Source organism: Streptomyces sp. NPDC051310 (assembly GCF_044455245.1).
Classification (GTDB): Bacteria; Actinomycetota; Actinomycetes; order Streptomycetales; family Streptomycetaceae; genus Streptomyces.
This window is the reverse complement of the sequence record NZ_JBITEO010000005.1, coordinates 182,451-205,386: the sequence shown is the minus strand read 5'-3', so window position 1 is coordinate 205,386 and position 22,936 is coordinate 182,451. Positions and strand designations below refer to the sequence as shown.

Here is a 22,936-nt window from a genome sequence, read left to right as displayed (position 1 = left end):
GCGGTGACGGCGGACGTCGAGAAGACGTCCAGCCGGGTCCTGGAAATGCTCGCCCTCAACGGCAAGGTCACGGAGTCGGGGGCGATGACCTCGCGGTGTGCCGACTGCGACGCCGATGAGGAGGTCTACCGGGCCCGCCATCCCTGGAGCGTTCACCAGGCCCCCTTCGCCGAGATGCAGAAGGCCATGGACCGCCTGCGGGGCGAGCTCGCGAAGAACGGCTGGAAGATCGTCAAGGACGGGGTGGACGGCAGCGCGGCGAAGAGCCCGCAGATCGTCGCCGAATCGGAGGGGGGCCTTCGCGCTGGACGTGCGGCTGCACAGGGCCGGCAAGGTGGGCAATGCGCCGGACCTGCTCGAAGTGACCGTCGAATCGGCGTGCTACCGGGCGAAGTGAGGCGTCGGCCGAGCGCCTGCTCGGGCCGCTCCCGCGGGGCGCCGCCCCCGCAGGGAGGCAGGGCCCCCGGGTCTCGTGGGGCTCGTGGGTCAGATCGACAGCGGGACCTCGTGGATCTCGTCGGGCGCGTGGCCGGTCCGTTCGTGGATGCGCTGGACCGCGTCCGCCGACGGGCCGGTGGACAGGCAGTAGACGGTGCCGGACGCAGGGTCCGCCCATGCCCTCTCGAAGTGGACGCCTTCTTCCTTCTCGATGGCGAGGTCGGCCTCGTGGGCCTGGCGCAGCTGCTCGGACGTGATGCCGTTCATGCCGCGGTGGACGTCCATGAACGTGGCCATGACTCACACCTCCGGGTCGTGATGTGCGGCTTCCCCTTCCATGCTGCACCCGCGCCCGCCGCCCGGCGCGGCACGCCCAAGGGCCGTCACCGCGCCGGCGGGCCTGCGCCGAGTTCGTCGCCCGGCGCGGCACCCACGGGAGCCGTCACGGCGCCAGGCCGGTCTTCGCGCCCGCGCCGCACAAGGGGATCACCACGTCGCCCTCCGGCCGCCCGCCCCGCACCGCCGCCCAGCACACCGCCGCCGTCGGCTCCACGAACAGGCCCCGCTCCGCCAGGTCGCGCTGCGCGGCGCGGATCGCGTCCTCCGGCACCGTCAGGAACGCGCCACCCGAGGCGCGTACGGCGCGCAGGACGGCGCGGGCCCGGGGCGGGTCGGTGATGGCGATGCCCTCGGCGAGGGTGGCCCGCGCGGACGCGGGCTCCAGGACCTCCTCGGCGCCCGCGCGGAACGCCGCCGCCAGGGGCGCCACCGCCTCCGCCTGGACGGCCACCAGGCGGGGCCGGTCCTCGATCAGGCCGTGCGCGTGGAGCTCCTCGGCGGCGAGGGCGGCGCCCAGCAGCAGTGTCCCGTTGCCGACGGGCAGCACGAGCGTGCCGGGCAGGCGCCCGCCGAGGTCCTCCCACAGCTCGTACGCGTACGTCTTCGTGCCGTGCAGGAAGTACGGGTTGAAGACGTGCGAGGCGTAGAAGGCGCCCGGCTCGTCGGCGGCCCGCCGGGCGGCGCGCGCGGCCGCCTCCCGGTCGCCCTCCACGACGGCCGGCCGCGCCCCGTGCGCCCGGATCTGCTCCAGCTTCTTCGGTGCCGCGGTCCCGGGGACGTACACCGTGCAGTCGAGCCCGGCGCGGGCGCAGTACGCGGCGACGGCGGTGCCCGCGTTGCCGCTGCTGTCGGCTACCACGCGGCGCGGAGCGAGGCGGCGGGCGAGCTCCGCCAGCAGCACGGCGCCCCGGTCCTTGAAGGACAGGGTCGGCATGAGGTAGTCGAGTTTGGCCGAAACCGTGTCCGTGAGGCGGACGAGAGGCGTCCGGCCCTCGCCGAGCGAGGCGTACGGGTCGGAGAGGGGCAATGCCTCCTCGTACCGCCAGAGCGAACCGGCCCTGCCGGACAGCGCGCCGAGGGGAACCGGCCCCGCCTCGAAGTCCAGGTCCCACGGGCCGCGGCAACGGGGGCAGCACCAGGTCAGCGCTGATACGGGTGATCGGACTCCGCATCGCGCGCACCGGTAGGACGCCGCCGTGGCCATGGACGCCAGCATGACAGGCGTATGGCGGCCGTGTTACCGGTCCGTCGGCACCCTTGTGCGATTCCTATGGATCAGCCAATCTTTCGCTGGCAGTCACGCACGGGAAACGCCGCGTACCCGGCGGCGCTTGTTTGTCATGCCCACGCCTAGCTGCCACACCCCCACAGCAACGCACCACCCGATGAGGAGGACCCCTCACATGTCAGTGATGCGTACCCCGCGGCGAAGACTGGCCACGGCCAGCGCCATAGCCGTCGCCGCCCTGGCGCTCGGCACCCTGTCCGCCCTGCCGGCCACCGCGGCCCCGGCACCGGAAGGCGTCATCCAGTACGCGGGCGCTCCCAACGCCGTCGCGGGAAGCTACATCGTCACCCTGGACGAGGCGGCCGCCGACGCCGAGTCCAAGGCGGGCAAGGCGATCGCCGCCAAGTACGGCGCCAAGATCGAGAAGACGTACACCGCGGCCCTCAACGGCTACGCCGTCGAGCTCTCCGAGGCGCAGGCGAAGAAGCTCGCCGCCGACCCGGCCGTCGACTCCGTCGTCCAGAACCGCGTCTTCACGATCAGCGGCACCCAGCCGTCGCCGCCGTCCTGGGGCCTGGACCGCATCGACCAGCGCGCCCTGCCGCTCAACCAGAGCTACACCTACCCCGAGCCGGCAGGTGACGGTGTCACCGCCTACATCATCGACACCGGCGTACGCATCACCCACAGCGACTTCGGCGGACGGGCCTCCTACGGCTACGACGCCGTCGACAACGACAACACCGCGCAGGACGGCAACGGCCACGGCACGCACGTCGCCGGGACCGTCGCCGGCAACGCCTACGGCGTGGCCAAGAAGGCCAGGATCGTCGGCGTCCGCGTGCTCAACAACTCCGGCTCCGGCACCACCGCGCAGGTCGTCGCCGGCATCGACTGGGTGACCCGCAACGCCGTGAAGCCGGCCGTCGCCAACATGAGCCTCGGTGGCGGCGCGGACACGGCGCTCGACAACGCCGTGCGCAACTCCATCGCGGCCGGCGTCACGTACGCCATCGCCGCGGGCAACGACGGCCGGGACGCGTCGAGCACCTCGCCGGCCCGCGTCACCGAGGCCCTCACGGTCGGCTCCACGACCAGCAGCGACGCGCGCTCCAGCTTCTCCAACTACGGCAGCGTGGTGGACATCTTCGCGCCCGGCTCGTCCATCACCTCCGCCTGGAACACCGGCGACAGCGCCACCAACACCATCTCGGGCACGTCGATGGCCGCCCCGCACGTCGCCGGCGCCGCCGCGCTCTACCTGGCCAACAACCGGACGGCCACCCCGTCCCAGGTCGCCTCGGCCCTGACCTCCGCCGCCACCACCGGCGTGGTCGGGAACCCGGGCACCGGCTCCCCGAACCGCCTGCTGTACGTGGGTGACGGCGGCACCACCCCGCCGCCCGGCAAGCGCTTCGAGAACACCGCCGACTACGCGATCAGCGACAACTCCACCGTCGAGTCGCCGGTCACCGTCAGCGGCGTGACGGGCAACGCCCCCGCGGCCCTCCAGGTGCCGGTGAACATCGTCCACACGTACATCGGCGACCTCCAGGTGCAGCTCATCGCGCCCGACGGCACGGCGTACACGCTCAAGGGCTACGGCACCGGCGGCAGCGCCGACAACATCAACACCACGTACACCGTCAACGCCTCCTCCGAGGTGGCCAACGGCACGTGGAAGCTGCGGGTGAGCGACAACGCGAACTACGACACCGGGAAGATCGACTCCTGGGCCCTGCAGTTCTGACCCGTCAGCGGTTCGGGCCGGACAGCGGCTCCGACCCGACACCAGCTCCGACCGGACAGCGGGTTCGGACAGCAGCTCCGACCCGACCCCGGCTCTGATCCGACAGCACGCACGGATCAGGGCGACACGGACCAGCGCGACACGGAGGGCGGCCGCCACGCCATGGCGGCCGCCCTTCCGCGTGCCTGCCGCACCGGCGTGGCCGCCTGGCGTGCCGTCGGACCGCCGGCCGCCCCGCGCATTGTTCGTCGCCCGTATGACGTCCCCGCTCCCGACGGCGTACCATGCCGCGCGGTCCGTTCATATGATCGATTCCGCCCGCCCCGACAGGAGCACCTGACCCGTGGAACCGTCCGCCCAGGGGTGGCCTCCGCCCCAGCAGTACCCTCCGGCCCACGGCGTCCCCGGAGCGCCGGGGGCGCCGGGGCACCTCCCGCCGGCCGTGCCGAACACCGACGGATTCGCCATCGCGTCCCTGGTCACCGGCATCCTGTGCTGCGTACCGCCGCTCGGCATGGTCCTGGGCGCCGTCGCCCTCGTGCGGATCAGGAAGAAGGGCGACCGGGGCAGGGGGCTGGCCGTCTCGGGCATGATCCTGTCGCTGGTCGGCACGCTCCTGCTGACGGCCGGACTCGCCACCGGCGTCCTGCGCGAGGCGTACGACGGCTTCCGGGACGCCGCCGACGAGGCGTCACGGACCCGCTCCACCTTCGACCTGCGCACGGGGCAGTGCTTCAACACGCCGGGCGGCGCCGTGGAGGCGGAGACCGCGGACGTCGAGGTCGTCCCCTGCTCCGCGCCCCACGACGGCGAGATCACCGGCTCCTTCAAGCTCACCGGGCTCGGTGAGGACTGGCCCGGCGACGAGCCCATCGAGACGGCGGCCGAGGAACGCTGCGCGTCCGTCAACCAGCGGTACGCCATGGACGCCTGGGCCGTGCCGGAGAACGCCCTGCTCTTCTACTACCAGCCCAGCAAGCGGAGCTGGCGGCTCGGCGACCGCACCGTGAGCTGCTCGTTCGCCGCCGAGAAGGACAAGCTGACCGGGTCGCTGCGCAGGGACGCCACCGTCCTCGACCCGCACCAGCTCGCCTACCTGAAGGCCGTGAACCCGATCGACGGCGTCCTCGCCGACGAGCCGGAGGAGGACGTGGAGGAGAACCTGGCCGCGAACACGGCGTGGGCGGGCGACGTGGAGGAGGCCCTCGCGGCGTCCGTCTCGGCGCTCGGCGAGCACGCGTGGCCGGCCGCCTCCCGCAAGGGCGTGGCCGAACTGGTGGAGGAGCTGGAGGGAGCTCGGAAGCACTGGGCGAAGGCGGCGGCCGCCGCGGACCCGGAGGCGTTCTGGGAGCACTACGACCCCGGGTACGACGCGCTGCCGTACGACCTGGGGAGCACGGTCCGCGGCACGCTCGGCCTCGCGGACACACCTCCGGACGGGCCGGACGAGCCGGGCGCTCCGGGAAGCGGCCCGGAAGGCGATCCGGAGGCCCCGGGCGACGGCGAGGACGGCGGCGCGGGCACCGCGACGGGAGGGGCCGCCGTCTGAGCGACGGCGGCCCGTGCCGCGCGGTGCGGGGCAGGGTGCCGCGGACGGTCAGCGGCGGCCGAGCCCGCGGTCGACGGCGGTGATCAGTTCGCCGTCGGCCGTGTCTCCGTCCAGGGACCAGAACATGGCTCCGCCCAGACCCCGTGCCCGTACGTACGCCGCCTTGGTGCGCAGCACCCGCGGGTCGTCGTACGTCCACAGGGTGGTGCCGTCGAACAGCCAGGCGTGGCCGCCCCGGTGGTCGCGGTGGAGCGTGTACGCGCCCGAATCGGCCAGCAGCTTCAGCGCCTTGTAGTCCTCGTACCCCTGTGCCCAGGTCGCGGGAGCGGGGCCGGCCGCGGGCTGTCCCATGCCGTCGCCGCCGCCCGTGACGCCCGTCCAGCCCTGGCCGTAGAAGGGCATGCCGACGACCAGCTTGCGGGCGGGTGCCCCGCGGCGGAGCCAGTCGCGGACGGTCTGCTCCACGCTGAAGTCGTCCCGGGCGCGCAGGGCCGACTGCTGGGCGGTCCTGCTCTCGCCGGAGACGTGGAAGTCGTACCCCTGGAGATTGACGAAGTCGAAGTCCCTCATGATCCTGGGCACGTCGAAGCCCGCGTCGATCTTCGCCGGTGCCGTGGGCACGAAGGCGGAGAGCTCGAAGCGCCGCGGGGTGTCCAGGGACCTGCCGTACGCGTCGAGCTGGGTACGGAACTCATGGACGAGGGCGGTGAAGTTCCGCTTGTCCTCGGGGCGGAAGACGGTGTCCGTGTCGCCGGCCGAGCCGGGCCACTCCCAGTCGAGGTCGATGCCGTCGAAGACCCCGGCGGCGGCTCCCGGTCCGCCGCGCGCGCCGTCGACGGGCAGGTTGCCCTTGATGTAGAGGTCGAGGCAGGAGGCGACGAACGCCTTGCGGGAGGCGGGGGTGCGGGCCGCGTCCGAGAAGTGCGTGGACCAGCTCCAGCCGCCCAGCGAGATCATCACCTTCAGGTGCGGGTGCGCGGCCTTCAGCTCGCGCAGCTGGTTGAAGTTGCCGGCGAGCGGCTGGTCCGGGGTGTCGGCGACGCCGTCCACGGAGCCCGCGGCGTCGAGGGGCCGTGCGTAGTCGGCCCAGGCGTCGGCCTCGCCGGGGACGTTGCCGGTGAAGCATCTGCCGTCCGGACCGACGTTGCCGAAGGCGTAGTTGACGTGGGTGAGCTTGGCGGCGGTCCCGCTGGTGTCCAGGTCCTTGACCTGGAAGTTCCGCCCGTAAACGCCCCATTGGGTGAAGTAGCCGACCCGCTTGTACGACGGGGAGTGCGCGGCCGGCGAGGACGGGGACGCGGGTGCGGTGGCGGTGGCCGCGGGGGCGAGGCCGGCCAGCAGGGACAGGGAGCAGGTGGCGATGGCCAGCCGGGACAGGGTGCTTCGGCGCATGAGGCTCGTTCCTGTGCGTGGAGGCGTGTCGGGTCGGTGAGCCGTGCTGATGGTGCCGCCAGGAACGTATTGGTCTGGACCATTACGGTCAAGGGGGCGGTGCGCCTGCGCTGGGGAAGGGTGCGGAAGCGGGTGCGGCGGGGCGGGGGATCCGGCTCCCGTGTGCCGGTGGAAGGGCGGGCAGCCGGCCGTCATCACTTCGGGTGAAACTCTGGCCCATGCTTGCGGCGCTCAACCGTCGGTTGCGACGCTGTAGCTGTCTGTCAACCTGATGGGAGTGGCCCGTGACATTCGGTGAGCAGCCCGCCTATTTGCGCGTTGCGAGCGATCTCCGGAAGAAGATCGTCAACGGCTCGCTGCCGCCGCACACCCGGCTCCCCTCGCAGGCCCGCATCCGCGAGGAGTACGGGGTCTCGGACACCGTCGCCCTGGAGGCCCGCAAGGTCCTGATGGCCGAGGGGCTGGTCGAAGGCCGCTCGGGCTCGGGGACCTATGTGCGGGAGAGGCCGGTGCCCCGCCGCATCGCCCGCTCCGGCTACCGCCCGCCCGCCGGCGCCAGCCCCTTCCGTCAGGAGCAGGCGGACGAGGAGGTGCGGGGCACGTGGGAGTCCAGCAGCGAGCAGGGGCGGGCGAGCGTCGCGATCGCCGAGCGGCTCGGCATCGGCCCGGGCGAGCGGGTGATGCGTACGCGGTACGTCTTCCGCGAGGGCGGCGAGGCGATGATGGTCTCCACTTCCTGGGAGCCGCTCGCCATCACCGGGCGTACGCCCGTGATGCTCCCGGAGGAGGGGCCGCTGGGCGGTTGCGGCGTGGTGGAGCGGATGGCGGCGATCGACGTCGTCGTGGACAACGTGGTGGAGGAGGTCGGCGCGCGGCCGGGTCTCGCGGAGGAACTGCTGACGCTCGGGGGTGTGCCGGGGCACGTGGTGATCGTGGTGGAGCGGACGTACTTCGCCTCCGGGCGGCCCGTGGAGACGGCCGATGTGGTGGTCCCGGCGGACCGCTACCGGCTCACCTACCATCTGCCGGTACGGTGAGCTGACGGCTTCTCAGGTCTGCGCAAGGGGCGCGCTCGGTCGAGTGCGCCCCCTTTTCGCACCCGGTTACTGGCCGGAAGCTTATCTCTTCGTAAAAACACGTATCCGCTGCGTGAAGGTCAGGCGTAAGCTCAGGCATATGCAGTCTGCGGTTTCCTCGGGATCCTTAGAGAAATGCACTCAGGAGGGGGGAGAGGTGCGATGAGTGACAGCGGTGCGGTACTCCCCTGGCTGGTCATTCGCCAGGACGACAACGGCAACCACTACCGGGTGGGCAGGTACGCCACCCGTGACGAGGCGCAGAAGATGGCCGACAGCCTCGACTCCCGCGGGCACGAGCAGCTCTACTGGGTCGAGCGCATCGGCCAGACCACGAGCTGAGGCCCGGTACGGCATCCGGCTGCCACCGGTTACGCTCCGGCGCATGACGGATCGTGTGGTGGTGGCCGGGGCTGTGTTCGACGGGGGGCGGCTGCTGGCCGCGCGCCGCAGCGCCCCTCCGGCGCTGGCAGGCCGCTGGGAGCTGCCCGGTGGCAAGCTGGAACCGGGGGAGACGGCGCAGGAGGCGCTGGTGCGCGAACTGCGCGAGGAGCTGGGTGTGGAGATCGAGCCCGGCGAGCGGATCCCCGGCGAGTGGCCCCTGGCGCCCGGTTACGTCCTCCACGTCTGGACGGCCCGGCTGGTGTCGGGCGAACCGCGCCCCCTCCAGGACCACGACGAGCTGCGCTGGCTGGACCGTCGGGAACTGGACAATGTCGACTGGCTGGATCAGGACCGTCCCGCCGTCTCCCGCGCGGCCCGCCACCTTCCGCCCGCGCCGCCTGCCTGACCCCGGCGCCACTTGTCCCGACCCGACCCGACCCGACCCGCCCCGGGCCGCTCGCCCGAGCCCCGCGCCCCGGCGCCGCTCGCTCGACCGCCCCGCACCGGGCTCGCCCGCCCCACCTCGGCGCCCCGACGTCCCCCGCGCCGGCGACGGGCGGATCGCCGCACGGGAGACCCGGGCGGAGGCGGCGCGTGGCGGCGGCGTGTACGCCGTTCGTGCCACCGTGCGACCGGGGCGGCGATAGGGCGTCCCCAATATCGGGTATGTGCCGATTAACCCCCCGAAAAGGGACGTGGGTCTGCCTGGGTCCGGGAAGTGGTCGGCGTGATCGAGACCGAAGGCGCGTGCGCCGAGTGGACCTTCCCGGCTGAGCTGGGCGCCGTACGCTCGGCCCGTCATGTGGTCCGCGAGACCCTCCGCGCCTGGGACCTCGACGCGACGCTCGGCGATGTGACGGTCCTGCTGGTCAGCGAGCTGGTGACCAATTCCTTGCGGTACACGGCCGGCCCGATCGGGCTCCGGCTGAGCCTGCGGTCCCGGGACGACGGGCCCGGCGGGCCCGGCGCGGTGTTCCCGCCGCCGCCCGCCCTCATGGTGGAAGTCTCCGATCCGCTTCCGGATCCGCCGCTGGAGCGCCCCGCCGGACCCGATGACGAAGGGGGCCGCGGGCTTCAGCTCGTGGCCTGTTCCGCCCGCCGCTGGGGGACCCGTAAGGGCCGGGCGGGAAAGACCGTGTGGTTCGAGCTGGCTCTGCCTGGTTAGAAGAGTGAAGGGACAACGATCACTTTCCGGGCCAGGCTCAAAACGACCGAGACCACCCTGTGATCGTGAACGGCGTGCCGACGGGGGCCGTAGTGCTGAATACTGCGGGAATGGCCGGTCCGGTGCGGTGAGCTGGAGGGGACGGTCGCGTGAGCGAGATACCTGAGACGGTCAGCGGCGTCATGTGGCAGAGCAACCCGCCTGGCTCGATCTATGACTACATCAGAGTCGCTTCCTTCTCGATAGGCCCCGACGGGCTCGTCGACCAGTGGAGCGCGCGTGCCACCGAGCTGTTCGGCATCCCGGCGAACGAGGTCAAGGGCAAGGACCCGGTCGAGGCGTTCATGCCCCCCGACCTGCGCCCGCGCGGCCACCGCAAGGTCGCCGAGATCCTCGACGGCCGGGAGTGGACGGGCCTCGTCCCCTTCCGGGTCCCCGGCGAGAGCAGTACGCGCGGCATCGCCGAGCTGTACGTGATGCCCAGCGAGACGGCGGACGGTGAGCGCGGCGCGCTCTGCATCGTCGTCGACGTCCGCGCCCTGCGGCGCATCGAGACCGACCTCGCCGCCTCGCAGGCGATTTTCGGTCAATCCCCGTTCGGCTTTCTCCTCTTCGGGACGGATCTGACGGTCCAGCGGGCCAACCGGCGCTTCGCCACCGTCTTCGGCGGCTCGGTCGACGAGCACCGGGGCCGTACCGTCCACGACTACCTCTCGCGCCCCGAGGCGGAGCGGATGACCGCCGCGCTCGAACGGGTGCTCCGCACGGGCGAGGCCGTCACCGACCTCCAGCTGACCGGCTCGGTGCCCGGCAGCAGCGAGCGCCGCCACTGGTCGGTCAACCTCTACCGGGTGCACAGCGGCTCCGGCCGCCCCGTCGGCGTCGCCGGGGTCGGCACCGACGTCACCCGCCGCCACATCGCCGCCCGCGAGGCGGCCAGCGCCCGGCGCAACCTCGCCATCCTCAACGAAGCCAGCGCCCGGATCGGCAACAGCCTCGACCTGGAGACCACCGCGCGCGAGCTTCTCGACGTCGCCGTCCCCGGCTTCTGCGACCTCGCCTCCGTCGACCTCTACCAGGGCCTGCTCACCGGCGACGAGGCCCCGCCGGGCCGGGCGGCCGACGGTGGCGCCGAACTGCGCCGCGTCGCCTTCGCCAGCGCCGTCTCGGACGCGCCGCTCGTGAACCAGAGCGTGAACCCGGGCCGCACGCCCGGCTGCTGCGACACCGTGCCGATCGACGTCGGCGCGGTCCACCGCTACCCCTTCAACTCGCCCTGCGCCGGTGCCCTGCGCACCGGCCGCCCGCGGAGCCTGCCGGGCGCCGACGGCAGCCTCGTCCAGTCCACCCTCGTCGTCCCGATGGTGGCGCACGACACCGTCGTCGGACTGGTGCAGTTCTCCCGCACCAAGGGCAGCGAGCCCTTCGGCGAACGGGACCGTGCGCTCGCCGTCGAGCTCGCCGCGCGCGCCGCCGTCTGCATCGACAACGCACGCCTCTACCGCCGCGAGCACGAGCGGGCGCTGATCCTCCAGCGCAGCCTGCTGCCGCCCGGCGACCCCGAGGCGGCCGGCCTCGACATCGCCTGCCGCTACCTGCCGGGCAACACCGCCACCGAGGTGGGCGGTGACTGGTTCGACGTCATCGAACTGCCCGGGCACCGCACCGCGCTCGTCGTCGGCGACGTGATGGGACGCGGGCTGCGGGCCGCCGTCGCCATGGGGGAGCTGCGCACCGCCGTACGCACCCTCGCGCAGCTCGACCTGGAACCCGCGGAGGTCCTCTCGCACCTGGACGAGATCGCCCGCGGCCTCGGCACCGCCGGCAGCCCCGGCCGGACGGCCCGCGGACCCGAGCGCTCCGAGGTCTACCTCGCCACCTGCGTGTACGCCGTGTACGACGCCGTCACCCGGCGCTGCACCTTCGCCAACGCCGGCCACCTGCCGCCCGTCCTCGTCGAGCCCGGCGAGGCGGCGCTGCTGCTCGACGTACCGCCGGGCATGCCCCTCGGCGTCGGCGGCGAGCCCTTCGAGGAGGTCGAGATCGAGCTCCCCGAGGGCGCGCTGCTCGCCCTCTACACCGACGGCCTCGTCGAATCCCGCGACCATCCCCTCGACGAGGGCCTGCAGGCCTTCCGCAGCGCGCTGACCGATCCGGCGCGGCCCCTCGAGGACGTCTGCGACCACGTCCTCAACACCCTCGACACGCGCCACGGCGAGGACGACATCGCCCTGCTCATGGCGCGGATCCAGGGCCTGCCCGAGGAGGCGGTCGGCGACTGGCGCCTCCCGCGCGAGCCCCGCTCCGTGGGCCGCGCCCGGGAACTGGCCCGCGCCCAGCTGACCACCTGGGAGCTCGACCCGCTCATCGACACCGTCGAACTCCTCGTCAGCGAACTGGTCACCAACGCCCTGCGGTACGGCGAGGGCGAGATCCGCCTGCGCCTGCTGCGCGACCGCACCCTCGTCTGCGAGGTGTGGGACGCGGGCCTGGTCCAGCCCCGCCGCCGGCGGGCCCGCGACACGGACGAGGGCGGCCGCGGCCTCCAGCTCGTCGGCCTGCTCAGCACCGCCTGGGGCTCGCGCCGCACACCCCGCGGCAAGACCGTCTGGTTCGACCTGCCGCTCCCCTCGGACTCCGCCCCGTCGGAGCCGACCGTCGACCAGCTGCTGAGCATGTTCTGACCTGCGTCCACCCGCACGTTACGACCGCGGGCGGCGGAAGGCGCCCGGAGGCTGCCGACGGACGGCGGGGGGATGAGCGCCGCCGGGAGAGGCGGTCGGACAGGCCGGGTGCGCCGCCGCGATACCGCGCCCGGGTCAGGCCGCCGCCTTCAGCGCGGCCAGCCGCGCCTCGATCTCGGCGCGCCGGGTGGCGAGGTCGGGCAGGTCCAGCCGTTCGAACACCGCGTCCAGCGACGAGGCGGCCAGTTCCTGCTTGCCCATCGCCTTGGCCTCCTCGCGCCGCACCTTGTCCTCGAAGCGGCTCAGCTCGCTCGTCGGGTCCAGCACGTCGATGCTGCGGACCGCGTCGAGCCTCCGGTCGCCCGCGGCCCGCGCGGCGGCCGCGCGGTCGCGGGCCGATTCGAGCTCCGCCAGCTTCCGCCGCATCCGGTCCAGGCCCTCCCCGAGCTTCGCCACCAGCTCCCGCTGGGCCGCGATCGTCGGCTCGGCGGCCCGGGCGTCCTCCTCGGACTGGAGCTGGTGGCCCAGCGCCACCTTGGCGAGGGTGTCGAACTTGTCCGCGAGCCCGCTCCGGTCCGCCCCGCGCAGCTCGTCCGCCCGGCGGCTGGCCTCGCCGGCCTTCTCGCCCCATCCGCGGGCCGCCGCCACGTCCTCGCGGTGGTCCTGCTCCAGCAGGCGGAGGCCGTCGAGGGTCTCCGTCACCGCCCGCTCGGCCTCGGCGAGGTGGACGGTGTAGTCGCCGATGAGCTGGTCCAGCATGGCGCGCGGATCCTCCGCCTGCTCCAGCAGCGCGGTGACGTCGGCCTTGGCCAGCTGGGCGACCCGGCCCAGGACGGTCTGCTTGGTGGTCATGGCGCCTCTCCTCGGTGACGTGGCCCCCCGTACCCGCCCCCCTCCGTGTGCCCGTGCACGCGGACGTCCTGCTCGGCGAGGCCCTGCGCCTCCCGGGCGAGTTCCCCGGCCCTCAGGACCTCCCGGACGGAGCCGCCGCCGGCCAGCAGCCGCCGCGCCTCCGCGAGCCGGGTGCGCGCCCGCCGCCCCACCGCCGCCCGGTGCGCCGCGATGTGCACGTCCGCCGCGCCGGCCGCCGAGCGGGCGCACAGCAGCGCCAGGTCCGGCGCCCCGCGCAGCTCCGGATCCGCCTCCGTGACCCGGCGCAGCGCGTCGAGCGGGTCGTACCTGCCCGCCTCCACGGCCCGCCGTACGTCCGCGAGCGCCGGCTCGCCGCGGGACTGCTCCGCCTCGACCAGCGCGCCCGGCAGCCGGCCCGCCGCCTCCGCCAGCTCCAGCGCCCGCCGCTCCACGGCCTCCACCAGCCGCGCCGCCTGCCCGACGGCGCCCTCCGCCTCCCCGACGCGCCCGCGCTCCAGCGCCCCGGCGGCGAACCGCAGCCGCTCGCCGGCCGCGTCGGGGGCGTACGCCACGGGCCAGGTCGCCGACTCCCCGTACCGCTCCCGGAGGGCGGCGAGTGTCGCGTGCGCGGTCGTGACCCGGCCGGCCAGCTCCAGACGGGTGGCCTCCACGGAGTCGAAGGCGGTGTCCGGAGCGGCCGTGTCCGCGGGGGCCGTGTCCGCGGGGACGGTCTGCCGGGCCGCCGCGTCCCCGGCGGCGTGCGCGGCCTGCGCGGCGGGGGCCGCCGGTACGGGCGCGTCCGCGCCCAGCCGCCGTACGGCCTCCTCGCAGCGCGCGACGATCTCCTCCAGGGCCTGCCGCCGCGACACCTCGTCCTCGGGCACGCCCTCGTCGAGCCGCTGCCGCAGCAGGAAGGCCGCGGCCAGCTCGCCCCGCGCGTACGCCATCGTCTCGGCGAAGGCCTTCACGGCCTCCTCGCCCGACTGCAGCGTGGCGGACGGCAGTTCCTCCTCACGCGTCCGCACGGCGTCGTCCGCCGCGACGAGCGCCGCGTCCGCGCGGGCGTCGAGCCCGTCCGGCCGCGGCGCGCGCGGAGCACCCCCGTGCGGTGTGGTGCGGGTGGCGGTACGCCCGCGGCGCCTGGTGTACGCGTACGCCGCGACCGCTCCCACCCCGATGAGCAGGGCGATCGGCAGTATCAGGTCCGTCGCCCAGCTCCCTTCGGCTATCAGCGTCACACGAGTGAGGCTAAGTCGCCTGGTCGCCCTTCGCGACCGGACGCCGGCCGATTTTGTTCCCCAGCCACACCAGCGGGTCGTACTTGCGGTCCACGGCCCGCTCCTTCAGCGGGATCAGGGCGTTGTCCGTGATCCTGATGCCTTCGGGGCAGACCTCGGTGCAGCACTTGGTGATGTTGCAGTAGCCCAGACCGTGCTCGTCCTGGGCCGTCCGCTTGCGGTCCAGGCCCGACTCCGCCGCCGCGTCCAGCGGGTGCATGTCCAGTTCCGCGATCCGCATCAGGAAGCGCGGGCCGGCGAAGGCCGTCTTGTTCTCCTCGTGGTCGCGCACCACGTGGCAGGTGTCCTGGCACAGGAAGCACTCGATGCACTTGCGGAACTCCTGCGGACGGTCGACGTCCACCTGCTGCATCCGGTACTCGCCCGGCGCCACACCCGGGGGCGGCACGAAGGACGGCACCTCCCGGGCCTTCTCGTAATTGAAGGACACGTCCGTCACCAGGTCGCGGACGACCGGGAAGGCCCGCAGCGGTGTCACTGTGATCGTCTCGTCGCGCGAGAACGTCGACATGCGGGTCATGCACATCAGCCGCGGCCGGCCGTTGATCTCGGCGCTGCACGAGCCGCACTTGCCGGCCTTGCAGTTCCACCGCACCGCCAGGTCCGGCGCCTGCGTGGCCTGGAGCCGGTGGATGATGTCGAGCACGACCTCGCCGTCGTTGACCTCGACGGTGAAGTCCTTCAGACCGCCCCCGGCCGTGTCGCCCCGCCACACCCGGAAGCTCGCGTCGTACGTGGTCACTCGTAGAGCTCCTCTTCGGCGAGGTACTTGACCAGCTCCTCCTTGTCGAAGAGGGCGAGCAGGTCGGTACGGATGGGCTCGGTCGTCGTGCGCTCCAGGGAGATCTGGCCGCGGGCGGAGTCGGGCGCCGCGAGCCGGCACAGCAGGTTGACCCGCCGCCATTCGCGGTCCATGCCCGGGCAGTCCTCCCGGGTGTGCCCGCCGCGGCTCTCCCGGCGCTCCAGCGCCGCGCGCGCCACGCACTCGCTGACCAGCAGCATGTTGCGCAGGTCCAGGGCCAGGTGCCAGCCGGGGTTGAACTGCCGGTGGCCCTCGACGACCGCGCGCCGGGCCCGCTGCCGCAGCTCGGCGAGCCTGCGCAGGGCCTGCGCCATCTCCTCCTCGCGGCGGATGATGCCGACGAGGTCGTTCATCGTCTGCTGCAGCTCCTGGTGGAGCGTGTACGGGTTCTCCGGCACCTCCGCGGGATCGGTGTCCTCCGTGCCGAACGGCCGCAGCGCCTCCGCCGCCGCCATGTCGACCTGGGCCTCGTCGACCACCGGGCGCCCGCCCGGCCCCGCCGCGTACTCGGCCGCGTACAGCCCGGCCCGCCGCCCGAAGACCAGCAGGTCGGAGAGGGAGTTCCCACCGAGCCGGTTGGAGCCGTGCATGCCGCCGGCGACCTCACCGGCGGCGAAGAGCCCAGGTACGCCGACCGCGGCGGCCGTGTCCGAGTCGACGGCGACACCGCCCATCACGTAGTGGCAGGTCGGGCCGACCTCCATCGGCTCGGCCGTGATGTCGACGTCCGCCAGCTCCTTGAACTGGTGGTACATCGACGGCAGCCGCCGCTTGATCGTCTCGGCCGGCATGCGCGTCGACACGTCCAGGAAGACCCCGCCGTGCGGGGAGCCGCGGCCCGCCTTGACCTCGGCGTTGATCGCCCGGGCGACCTCGTCGCGGGGCAGCAGCTCGGGCGGGCGCCGGTTGTTGTCCGGGTCCTCGTACCAGCGGTCGCCCTCCTCCTCCGTCTCGGCGTACTTCTCCTTGAAGACGTCGGGGACGTAGTCGAACATGAACCGCTTGCCGTCGCTGTTGCGCAGCACGCCGCCGTCACCGCGCACGGACTCGGTGACGAGGATGCCCTTCACCGACGGCGGCCAGACCATGCCGGTCGGGTGGAACTGCACGAACTCCATGTTCACCAGCGGGGCGCCCGCGAGCAGCGCCAGCGCGTGCCCGTCGCCGGTGTACTCCCACGAGTTGGACGTGACCTTGAAGGACTTGCCGATGCCGCCGGTCGCGAGGACCACGGACGGCGCCTCCAGGACGAAGAAGCGGCCGGATTCGCGCTCGTAGCAGAAGGTGCCGGCGACGCGGCCGTCATCCTTGAGGACGCGCGTGACCGTGCATTCCTGGAAGACCTTCAGCCGGGCCTCGTAGTCCCCGAACCGCTCCTTGTCCTCCTGCTGGAGGGAGACGATCTTCTGCTGGAGCGTGCGGATCAGCTCCAGGCCGGTGCGGTCGCCGACGTGGGCGAGGCGCGGGTACTCGTGGCCGCCGAAGTTGCGCTGCGAGATGCGGCCGTCCTTCGTGCGGTCGAACAGGGCGCCCCAGGTCTCCAGCTCCCAGACCCGGTCCGGCGCCTCCTGCGCGTGCAGCTCGGCCATGCGCCACTGGTTGAGGAACTTGCCGCCGCGCATCGTGTCGCGGAAGTGCACCTGCCAGTTGTCGCCGGCGTTGACATTGCCCATGGAGGCGGCGATGCCGCCCTCCGCCATCACGGTGTGGGCCTTGCCGAACAGCGACTTGCAGACCACGGCCGTGCGGGCGCCCCGTTCGCGCGCCTCGATGGCGGCCCGCAGGCCGGCCCCGCCGGCACCGACCACGACGACGTCCCACTGCTGCCGTTCCGCTTGACTCATCGGTGAGCACCCTTTCTAGAAGAAGCGCGGATCCTCGAAGGCGCCCGTGGCGAGCAGGTACACGTAGAGGTCGGCGAGCGCCACGCTGATCAGCGACGCCCAGGCCAGCTGCATGTGCCGTGCGTTCAGCCGGCCGACCCAGCCCCACAGCCGGTAGCGGACGGGGTGCTTCGAGAAGTGCTTCAGCCGTCCGCCGACGATGTGCCGGCAGGAGTGGCAGGACAGGGTGTACGCCCAGATCAGCACGATGTTGACGAGGAAGACCAGCGTCCCGAGCCCCATGTGTCCCCACGCGTACGACGCGTCGCGGAAGGCCAGCACGGTGTCGTAGGTGAGGATGCCCGCGACCGGCACCGCGGCGTAGAAGAAGTACCGGTGGAGGTTCTGCAGGACCAGCGGGAAGCGGGTCTCGCCGGTGTACGTCCGGTGCGGTTCGGCGACCGCGCAGGCCGGGGGCGACGCCCAGAAGCCCCGGTAGTAGGCCTTGCGGTAGTAGTAGCAGGTCAGCCGGAAGCCGAGCGGGAAGATCAGGATCAGCAGGGCGGGGGACAGGCCCCACCAGCTGCCGAAGATCTCCCAGTTGGGCCCGCCCTTCATCGGCGCGCAGTTCTCGGCGAGGCAGGGCGAGTAGAACGGCGAGACGTAGGGCGCCGCGTAGTAGTCGCTGTTCGCGAAGGCCCGCCAGGTGGAGTAGGCGATGAACGCCAGCAGCCCGGCCGCGGTGGCGGCGGGCGCGAGCCACCAGCGGTCGGTCCGCAGGTGGCCCGGGGCGATGGCGGCGCGCCTCGCGCTGCGCACGCCGGTGCGCGGGGGTTCCGCCGGATCGGTGTCGGGTGGTCGGGTGCCTGTGGCCAACGAGGTCTCCGAGGGGGTGTCTTGTGGGTCAGGCCGGACCGGGGAGCGTGATCGGATCCGCGCCGGGCCGCCGCAGCCCGGCCGGACCCGCACGGCACCCCCGGGGAGCGGGCCTGTCGTGGGCGGGCGTGCCGGGCCCCGTCAGGGAGCGCGGCGGTCGCGGGCGCCCAGGCCCTCGTCGTCCGAGTCCGTCCACAGGGACGAGTCGTACGGGGTGTCCGGGATGGACACCAGGCCCTCCGGCCTGCCGACCGCCGTCGGTACGGAGGTGCCCTCGCGTTCCCGGGCGAGGCTCTGCTCCAGCCGGATGACCGAACGGGCCAGTTCTTCGAGGTTGCGCTTGACCTCTGTCAAATCGTCCTGAAGTGACATGGATTGCCCTCACTTCGCGATCGCGGGGTGGCAAACACGCGCCTGCGAGTGTTGCGCGTCACATCGCTCATTGGGAAGCCGTGTGCACGGATTCCACTCGTCCGGAGTCGGGGTTGGGCCGCACGGGTGGTTTTTCGCGGGCGATTCCGCCGTGTCGCCGTCACGTGGCCCGCTGTGTCGTTTTCAGTGTAGGTGCAATAGGTCTGATCATCTCTAAATTCCTCAATTCGACATAGCTGGACGAAGAGGTACAGGACATGTCCCACGTCGGCGCCCCTCTCCGGTCCGTCGCCCTCCTCACCGGGGGCGTCATCGCCGTCTCCGTACTGACCCTGACCGGATGCGGCTCCGGCGAGGAGGAGGAGACGGCGCGGCCCGTCCCCCAGGACATCGCACCCGCCGCCCGCGACCGCATCGCCGACGGCGGCACGCTGCGCTGGGCCGTCGACACGATGCCGGCCACGCTCAACACCTTCCAGGCCGACGCGGACAGCACCACGGGCCGGATCGCCGGCGCCGTGCTGCCCGCCCTCTTCACCCTCGACGAACGCGGCCGGCCCCAGCGCAACCCCGATTACCTGGAATCGGCCGAGATCGTCGAGACCGAGCCCAAGCAGGTCGTCCTCTACAAACTGCACCAGCAGGCCGTGTGGAGCGACGGGCGCGAGATCGGCGCACCCGACTTCGCCGCCCAGTGGCGGGCGCTCGGCGGCAAGGACTCCGCCTACTGGACCGCCCGCAACGCCGGCTACGAGCGCATCGAGAAGATCGAGCGCGGCGCGAGCGACCTGGAGGTCCGGGTCACCTTCAACCGGCCGTACGCCGACTGGCGCGCCCTGTTCACGCCGCTGTACCCCAAGGACGTGATGGGCAAGCCGGACACCTTCAACGACGGTGCCCGCACGAAGCTGCCGGTGACCGCGGGTCCCTTCCAGGTCAAGGCGCTGGACACCAAGGCCGGCACGGCCACCCTCGCGCGCAACCCGCGCTGGTGGGGCCGGCCCGCGAAGCTCGACGCGCTCGTGCTGCGGGCGGTCCCGCGCGCCCAGCGACCCGCCGCGCTCGCCGCCGGGACCGTGGACCTCGCCGAGGTCGACCGCGCCACCGCCGACCGGATCGCGCTCGCCGCGCGGAAGGGGGTGGCAGGACCGGCCCGGGACGGGTCCGCCGCGCCGTCCGCCCCGGCCCCGGCCTCGGCCGTGCCGCCGGGCTCCGGCCCCGCGGCCGCCGGTGCCGGGGCGGGAGCCCCGCAGGACGTCCGGGCCCCCGCGGCGCTCACGGCGGAACAGAAGGCGCTGCGCGGCTTCGTCGTCCGCAAGTCGCTGGAGCCGGCCTACACGCAGCTCGCGCTGAACGGCGAGTCCGGGCCCCTCGCCGACGAGCGGGTGCGGCGGGCGGTCGCCCGCGCGCTGGACCGGCGCGAGCTCGCCGAGAGTGTCCTGAAGCCGCTGGGCCTGCCCGCCCACCCGGTCGGCAGCCACCTGGCGCTGGCGGGCCAGTGGGCGTACGCCGACAGCAGCGGCGCCCTGGGCGACCAGGACACCGAGGAGGCGCAGGCCCTGCTGGCCGACGCGGGCTGGACCCCGGGCGGCGCCCGCAAGCCGGCCGCCCCGAAGGACGGCACCAAGGCGGGCGCCGGGGCGTCCGCCGCCGCCTCCCGGCCCGCGGCCCCCGGCGCCGCCGCCGCTTCCCCGGCGGCCCGCGCGGCGCAGAGCCGCGCCGACCGCCCGTCGAACGAGGGCCTCTACATCGTGGGCGACGACAAGCCCGCCTCCGCCGGGCCGGCCAGCGGCGCGGCGGCCACGGGCGGCTCCGACCGTACGTACGTCCTCGCCCCCGCTCCCGTCGAGGCGGTCCAGGGCGCGCTGCTGCGGCAGGCCCGGGCCGTCGGCGACACCGACGCCGACAACGCAAACAACGCCGACAAGGCCAAGGGCGGCGTTCCCGGGGCCTACGCGCCGCGCGGCACCGCCGCACCCGGGCCGGCCTCCCCGTCGGCGAAGGCCGCCGCGGCCGGACCGCTCGGCAAGGACGGCAAGGAGCTGAGCCTGCGCTTCGTCCTGCCGTCCGGGCCCGGCTCCGAGTCGCTGCGCGCGGTGGGCGGCAGGATCGCCCGGATGCTGGAGCGGATCGGCATCCGCACCCATGTCGTCAAGGTCTCCGACGAGAGCTACTTCAAGGACCACGTCGCCGCCGGCGACTACGACCTCGCCCTGTACTCCTGGCCCGCGACCGCCTACCCCGCCACCGACGGGCGGCCGATCTTCGCCAAGCCGCAGCCGGCCACCGACGGCTCGCTGCTGGTGGAGCAGAACTACACCCGGGTCGGTACGGACCACATCGACCAGCTCTTCGACCAGGCGGCCGGCGAGCTGGACGAGAAGGCGGCGCGGGAGCTGGTGAAGCAGGCCGACGCCCGTATCTGGGCCGCGGCCGGGTCCATCCCGCTGTACCAGCGGCCGCAGCTCGTGGCGGTCCGGCCGGCGGTGGTGAACGCCGGGGCGTTCGGTTTCGCGACGCCCCGTTACGAGGACATCGGCTTCCAGCGCCGCTAGGCGGTGTCCTGCCGAGCACGCCGGGCCCGCGACGCCCGGCGCGCCGGCGGGCACCACCGGCCGGGTCACCGTAAAGCCGCAGGTCAACCTCAGAATCCGCTCAAGTCGCTTGCCCGCCGGGCCGCCCGCGGGCAAGCTGCGTCAGGTGTCCCGGCCCGGGCTGCTCCTCCTCCCGCGCACCCCCCAGTGCGCTCCCCGCGGTCCGTGTGATCGGACACGTGTTCCCGCTTCTCGAATGGGTCGGGAAGCCTCTTGCGCCCATGGCCCGTACCATGGAACACAGCCGTGGCGCGACCGCCCGGCGGGCGTACGAGGAACAAGAGACGCCGCACCCACGATTTTGAGAGAAGCGCCAGCCACTCATGCCCACGCGCCACGACATCCGTAACGTCGCCATCGTCGCCCACGTCGACCACGGCAAGACGACCATCGTCGACGCCATGCTCAAGCAGGCTGGTGCCTTCGCCGCCCACCAGCTCGACTCGGTCGACGACCGCATGATGGACTCGAACGACCTGGAGCGTGAGAAGGGCATCACGATCCTCGCCAAGAACACGGCGGTGAAGTACCACCCCAAGGACGGCGGGGCCCCGATCACGATCAACATCATCGACACCCCCGGCCACGCCGACTTCGGTGGCGAGGTCGAGCGCGGTCTGTCGATGGTCGACGGCGTGGTGCTGCTCGTGGACGCCTCCGAGGGCCCGCTGCCGCAGACCCGCTTCGTGCTCCGCAAGGCGCTCCAGCGCCGGATGCCGGTCATCCTCTGCATCAACAAGACGGACCGTCCGGACTCCCGGATCGACGAGGTCGTCAACGAGACGTACGACCTGTTCCTCGACCTGGACGCCGACGAGGAGCAGATCGAGTTCCCGATCGTCTACGCCTGCGGCCGTGACGGCATCGCGTCGCTGACCAAGCCGGAGGACGGCACCGTCCCGGCCGACTCCACCAACCTGGAGCCGTTCTTCTCCACCATCCTGGAGCACATCCCGGCCCCGGTGTACGACGAGGAGGCCCCGCTCCAGGCCCACGTCACCAACCTGGACGCCGACAACTTCCTCGGCCGCATCGCGCTGCTCCGCGTCGAGCAGGGCGAGCTGCGCAAGGGCCAGACCGTGGCCTGGATCAAGCGCGACGGCACGATCGCCAACGTCCGCATCAGTGAGCTGATGATGACCGAGGCGCTCACCCGCAAGCCGGCCGAGGTGGCGGGCCCCGGTGACATCTGCGCCGTCGCCGGCATCCCGGACATCATGATCGGCGAGACGCTGGCCGACCCGGAGAACCCGATCGCGCTGCCGCTGATCACGGTCGACGAGCCGGCGATCTCGATGGTCATCGGTACGAACACCTCGCCGCTGGTCGGCCGGGGCGCCACCGGCAAGGGCGCGGACAACAAGGCGGCCGTGAAGGACCGCAAGGTCACCGCCCGCCAGGTGAAGGACCGCCTGGACCGCGAGCTCGTCGGCAACGTCTCGCTGCGCGTCCTCGACACCGAGCGTCCCGACGCCTGGGAGGTGCAGGGCCGCGGTGAGCTGGCGCTGGCCATCCTGGTCGAGCAGATGCGCCGCGAGGGCTTCGAGCTGACCATCGGCAAGCCGCAGGTGGTCACCAAGGAGATCGACGGCAAGGTCCACGAGCCGGTCGAGCGCATGACCATCGACGTGCCCGAGGAGCACATGGGCGCGGTCACACAGCTCATGGGCGTCCGCAAGGGCCGCATGGACAACATGTCCAACCACGGCTCGGGCTGGGTGCGCATGGAGTTCGTCGTGCCGTCCCGCGGCCTCATCGGTTTCCGTACCGAGTTCCTGACCCAGACGCGCGGCACCGGTATCGCCCACTCCATCCACGAGGGCCACGAGCCGTGGTTCGGCACGCTGCAGACCCGCAACAACGGCTCGCTCGTCGCCGACCGCTCCGGTGCGGTCACCGCCTTCGCGATGACGAACCTCCAGGAGCGTGGCGTCCTCTTCGTGGAGCCGGGCACCGAGGTGTACGAGGGCATGATCGTCGGTGAGAACTCCCGCTCCGACGACATGGACGTCAACATCACCAAGGAGAAGAAGCTCACGAACATGCGGTCGTCCTCGGCCGACTCGTTCGAGGCGATCGTCCCGCCGCGCAAGCTCTCGCTGGAGCAGTCGCTGGAGTTCTGCCGCGACGACGAGTGCGTCGAGGTGACCCCGGAGGCGGTCCGCATCCGCAAGGTCAACCTGGACCAGCGCGAGCGCGCCCGCGCCGCCTCGCGCGCCAAGCACGGCTGACGGCTCTCCGCCGCCCTCACGGCGCCCGGCCCCCGGCACTCCGCCCGGGAGCCGGGCGCCGTGCCGTCCGGGGCCTTCCCGCG

Annotated in this window: 18 protein-coding genes; 9 read left to right on the top strand and 9 right to left on the bottom strand. The window is 72.9% G+C overall.

Annotated features, from left to right (window positions below; genetic code table 11):
* Positions 1 to 486 precede the first annotated feature (486 nt).
* Both ACIA79_RS09990 and ACIA79_RS09985 read right to left on the bottom strand, forming a co-directional pair.
* A complete protein-coding gene (locus ACIA79_RS09990; protein ID WP_399427673.1) occupies positions 487 to 735 on the bottom strand; it encodes an SCO4226 family nickel-binding protein in 249 nt (82 codons plus the stop codon).
* 145 nt (positions 736 to 880) lie between these two features.
* Positions 881 to 1,981 carry a pyridoxal-phosphate dependent enzyme gene (locus ACIA79_RS09985; RefSeq protein WP_399427671.1) on the bottom strand — a complete coding sequence of 367 codons (1,101 nt, stop codon included), beginning with the start codon at positions 1,979 to 1,981 and terminating at the stop codon, positions 881 to 883.
* Between the two features lie 199 nt (positions 1,982 to 2,180).
* On the opposite strand from ACIA79_RS09985, the gene ACIA79_RS09980 reads away from it, so the two are divergent.
* Together ACIA79_RS09980 and ACIA79_RS09975 are read left to right on the top strand one after the other, a co-directional pair.
* A complete protein-coding gene (locus tag ACIA79_RS09980; RefSeq protein ID WP_399427670.1) occupies positions 2,181 to 3,755 on the top strand; it encodes a S8 family peptidase in 1,575 nt (524 codons plus the stop codon).
* Between the two features lie 442 nt (positions 3,756 to 4,197).
* A complete protein-coding gene (locus ACIA79_RS09975) occupies positions 4,198 to 5,304 on the top strand; it encodes a DUF4190 domain-containing protein (RefSeq protein WP_399427669.1) in 1,107 nt (368 codons plus the stop codon).
* Positions 5,305 to 5,352: 48 nt separating this feature from the next.
* Here ACIA79_RS09975 and ACIA79_RS09970 read toward each other — a convergent pair whose 3' ends face one another.
* Positions 5,353 to 6,696 carry a glycoside hydrolase family 18 protein gene (locus ACIA79_RS09970; protein ID WP_399427668.1) on the bottom strand — a complete coding sequence of 448 codons (1,344 nt, stop codon included), beginning with the start codon at positions 6,694 to 6,696 and terminating at the stop codon, positions 5,353 to 5,355.
* 284 nt (positions 6,697 to 6,980) lie between these two features.
* On the opposite strand from ACIA79_RS09970, the gene ACIA79_RS09965 reads away from it, so the two are divergent.
* The 5 genes from ACIA79_RS09965 to ACIA79_RS09945 all read left to right on the top strand — a co-directional run bounded on the left by ACIA79_RS09965 (position 6,981) and on the right by ACIA79_RS09945 (position 12,005).
* Entirely contained in the window at positions 6,981 to 7,733 is a 753-nt protein-coding gene (locus tag ACIA79_RS09965) for a GntR family transcriptional regulator (protein WP_399427667.1), read from the top strand.
* A 201-nt stretch (positions 7,734 to 7,934) separates the two neighbouring features.
* Complete coding sequence (locus ACIA79_RS09960) at positions 7,935 to 8,114, top strand: SPOR domain-containing protein (RefSeq protein WP_399427666.1); 180 nt, start codon at positions 7,935 to 7,937, stop codon at positions 8,112 to 8,114.
* 43 nt (positions 8,115 to 8,157) lie between these two features.
* The gene (locus ACIA79_RS09955; RefSeq protein ID WP_399427665.1) at positions 8,158 to 8,562 is read left to right on the top strand and encodes a (deoxy)nucleoside triphosphate pyrophosphohydrolase; all 405 of its coding nucleotides are present in this window, start codon (positions 8,158 to 8,160) and stop codon (positions 8,560 to 8,562) included.
* 312 nt (positions 8,563 to 8,874) lie between these two features.
* Entirely contained in the window at positions 8,875 to 9,321 is a 447-nt protein-coding gene (locus ACIA79_RS09950) for an ATP-binding protein (protein WP_399427664.1), read from the top strand.
* Between the two features lie 182 nt (positions 9,322 to 9,503).
* The gene (locus ACIA79_RS09945; protein ID WP_399427836.1) at positions 9,504 to 12,005 is read left to right on the top strand and encodes a SpoIIE family protein phosphatase; all 2,502 of its coding nucleotides are present in this window, start codon (positions 9,504 to 9,506) and stop codon (positions 12,003 to 12,005) included.
* A 135-nt stretch (positions 12,006 to 12,140) separates the two neighbouring features.
* Here the strand turns inward: ACIA79_RS09945 and ACIA79_RS09940 are convergent, their stop codons facing one another.
* From ACIA79_RS09940 to ACIA79_RS09915, 6 genes are all read right to left on the bottom strand, one after another.
* On the bottom strand, positions 12,141 to 12,857 hold the full coding sequence (locus ACIA79_RS09940) for a PspA/IM30 family protein (protein WP_399427663.1): 717 nt from the start codon (positions 12,855 to 12,857) through the stop codon (positions 12,141 to 12,143).
* Positions 12,854 to 14,095 (bottom strand): hypothetical protein, encoded by a 1,242-nt coding sequence (locus ACIA79_RS09935; protein WP_399427662.1) that lies wholly within the window; start codon positions 14,093 to 14,095, stop codon positions 12,854 to 12,856. The genes ACIA79_RS09940 and ACIA79_RS09935 overlap by 4 nt, the downstream gene beginning before the upstream one ends.
* Before the next feature lie 10 nt (positions 14,096 to 14,105).
* Positions 14,106 to 14,897: a succinate dehydrogenase/fumarate reductase iron-sulfur subunit gene (locus ACIA79_RS09930; protein WP_399427661.1), complete on the bottom strand. Its 792-nt coding sequence runs from the start codon at positions 14,895 to 14,897 to the stop codon at positions 14,106 to 14,108.
* Positions 14,894 to 16,801 carry a fumarate reductase/succinate dehydrogenase flavoprotein subunit gene (locus ACIA79_RS09925; RefSeq protein WP_399427660.1) on the bottom strand — a complete coding sequence of 636 codons (1,908 nt, stop codon included), beginning with the start codon at positions 16,799 to 16,801 and terminating at the stop codon, positions 14,894 to 14,896. Before ACIA79_RS09925 ends, ACIA79_RS09930 begins: the two co-directional genes overlap by 4 nt.
* Before the next feature lie 15 nt (positions 16,802 to 16,816).
* A complete protein-coding gene (locus ACIA79_RS09920; RefSeq protein ID WP_399427659.1) occupies positions 16,817 to 17,656 on the bottom strand; it encodes a hypothetical protein in 840 nt (279 codons plus the stop codon).
* Between the two features lie 141 nt (positions 17,657 to 17,797).
* Positions 17,798 to 18,028 carry a hypothetical protein gene (locus tag ACIA79_RS09915; RefSeq protein WP_399427658.1) on the bottom strand — a complete coding sequence of 77 codons (231 nt, stop codon included), beginning with the start codon at positions 18,026 to 18,028 and terminating at the stop codon, positions 17,798 to 17,800.
* A gap of 257 nt (positions 18,029 to 18,285) precedes the next feature.
* On the opposite strand from ACIA79_RS09915, the gene ACIA79_RS09910 reads away from it, so the two are divergent.
* On the top strand, positions 18,286 to 20,583 hold the full coding sequence (locus ACIA79_RS09910; protein ID WP_399427657.1) for an ABC transporter family substrate-binding protein: 2,298 nt from the start codon (positions 18,286 to 18,288) through the stop codon (positions 20,581 to 20,583).
* A gap of 362 nt (positions 20,584 to 20,945) precedes the next feature.
* Positions 20,946 to 22,853, top strand: coding sequence for a translational GTPase TypA (typA, locus tag ACIA79_RS09905; RefSeq protein ID WP_399427656.1), 1,908 nt, complete (start codon positions 20,946 to 20,948; stop codon positions 22,851 to 22,853).
* Positions 22,854 to 22,936 lie beyond the last annotated feature (83 nt).

Excerpts from the sequence above, each read along its gene's own strand:
- ACIA79_RS09990 (WP_399427673.1), bottom strand. The coding sequence starts at position 735 with ATGGCCACGTTCATGGACGTCCACCGCGGCATGAACGGCATCACGTCC.
- ACIA79_RS09985 (WP_399427671.1), bottom strand. The coding sequence starts at position 1,981 with ATGGCCACGGCGGCGTCCTACCGGTGCGCGCGATGCGGAGTCCGATCA.
- ACIA79_RS09980 (WP_399427670.1), top strand. The coding sequence starts at position 2,181 with ATGTCAGTGATGCGTACCCCGCGGCGAAGACTGGCCACGGCCAGCGCC.
- ACIA79_RS09970 (WP_399427668.1), bottom strand. The coding sequence starts at position 6,696 with ATGCGCCGAAGCACCCTGTCCCGGCTGGCCATCGCCACCTGCTCCCTG.
- ACIA79_RS09960 (WP_399427666.1), top strand. The coding sequence starts at position 7,935 with ATGAGTGACAGCGGTGCGGTACTCCCCTGGCTGGTCATTCGCCAGGAC.
- ACIA79_RS09955 (WP_399427665.1), top strand. The coding sequence starts at position 8,158 with ATGACGGATCGTGTGGTGGTGGCCGGGGCTGTGTTCGACGGGGGGCGG.
- ACIA79_RS09945 (WP_399427836.1), top strand. The coding sequence starts at position 9,504 with ATGTGGCAGAGCAACCCGCCTGGCTCGATCTATGACTACATCAGAGTC.
- ACIA79_RS09940 (WP_399427663.1), bottom strand. The coding sequence starts at position 12,857 with ATGACCACCAAGCAGACCGTCCTGGGCCGGGTCGCCCAGCTGGCCAAG.
- ACIA79_RS09925 (WP_399427660.1), bottom strand. The coding sequence starts at position 16,801 with ATGAGTCAAGCGGAACGGCAGCAGTGGGACGTCGTCGTGGTCGGTGCC.
- ACIA79_RS09915 (WP_399427658.1), bottom strand. The coding sequence starts at position 18,028 with ATGTCACTTCAGGACGATTTGACAGAGGTCAAGCGCAACCTCGAAGAA.
- ACIA79_RS09910 (WP_399427657.1), top strand. The coding sequence starts at position 18,286 with ATGTCCCACGTCGGCGCCCCTCTCCGGTCCGTCGCCCTCCTCACCGGG.
- typA (WP_399427656.1), top strand. The coding sequence starts at position 20,946 with ATGCCCACGCGCCACGACATCCGTAACGTCGCCATCGTCGCCCACGTC.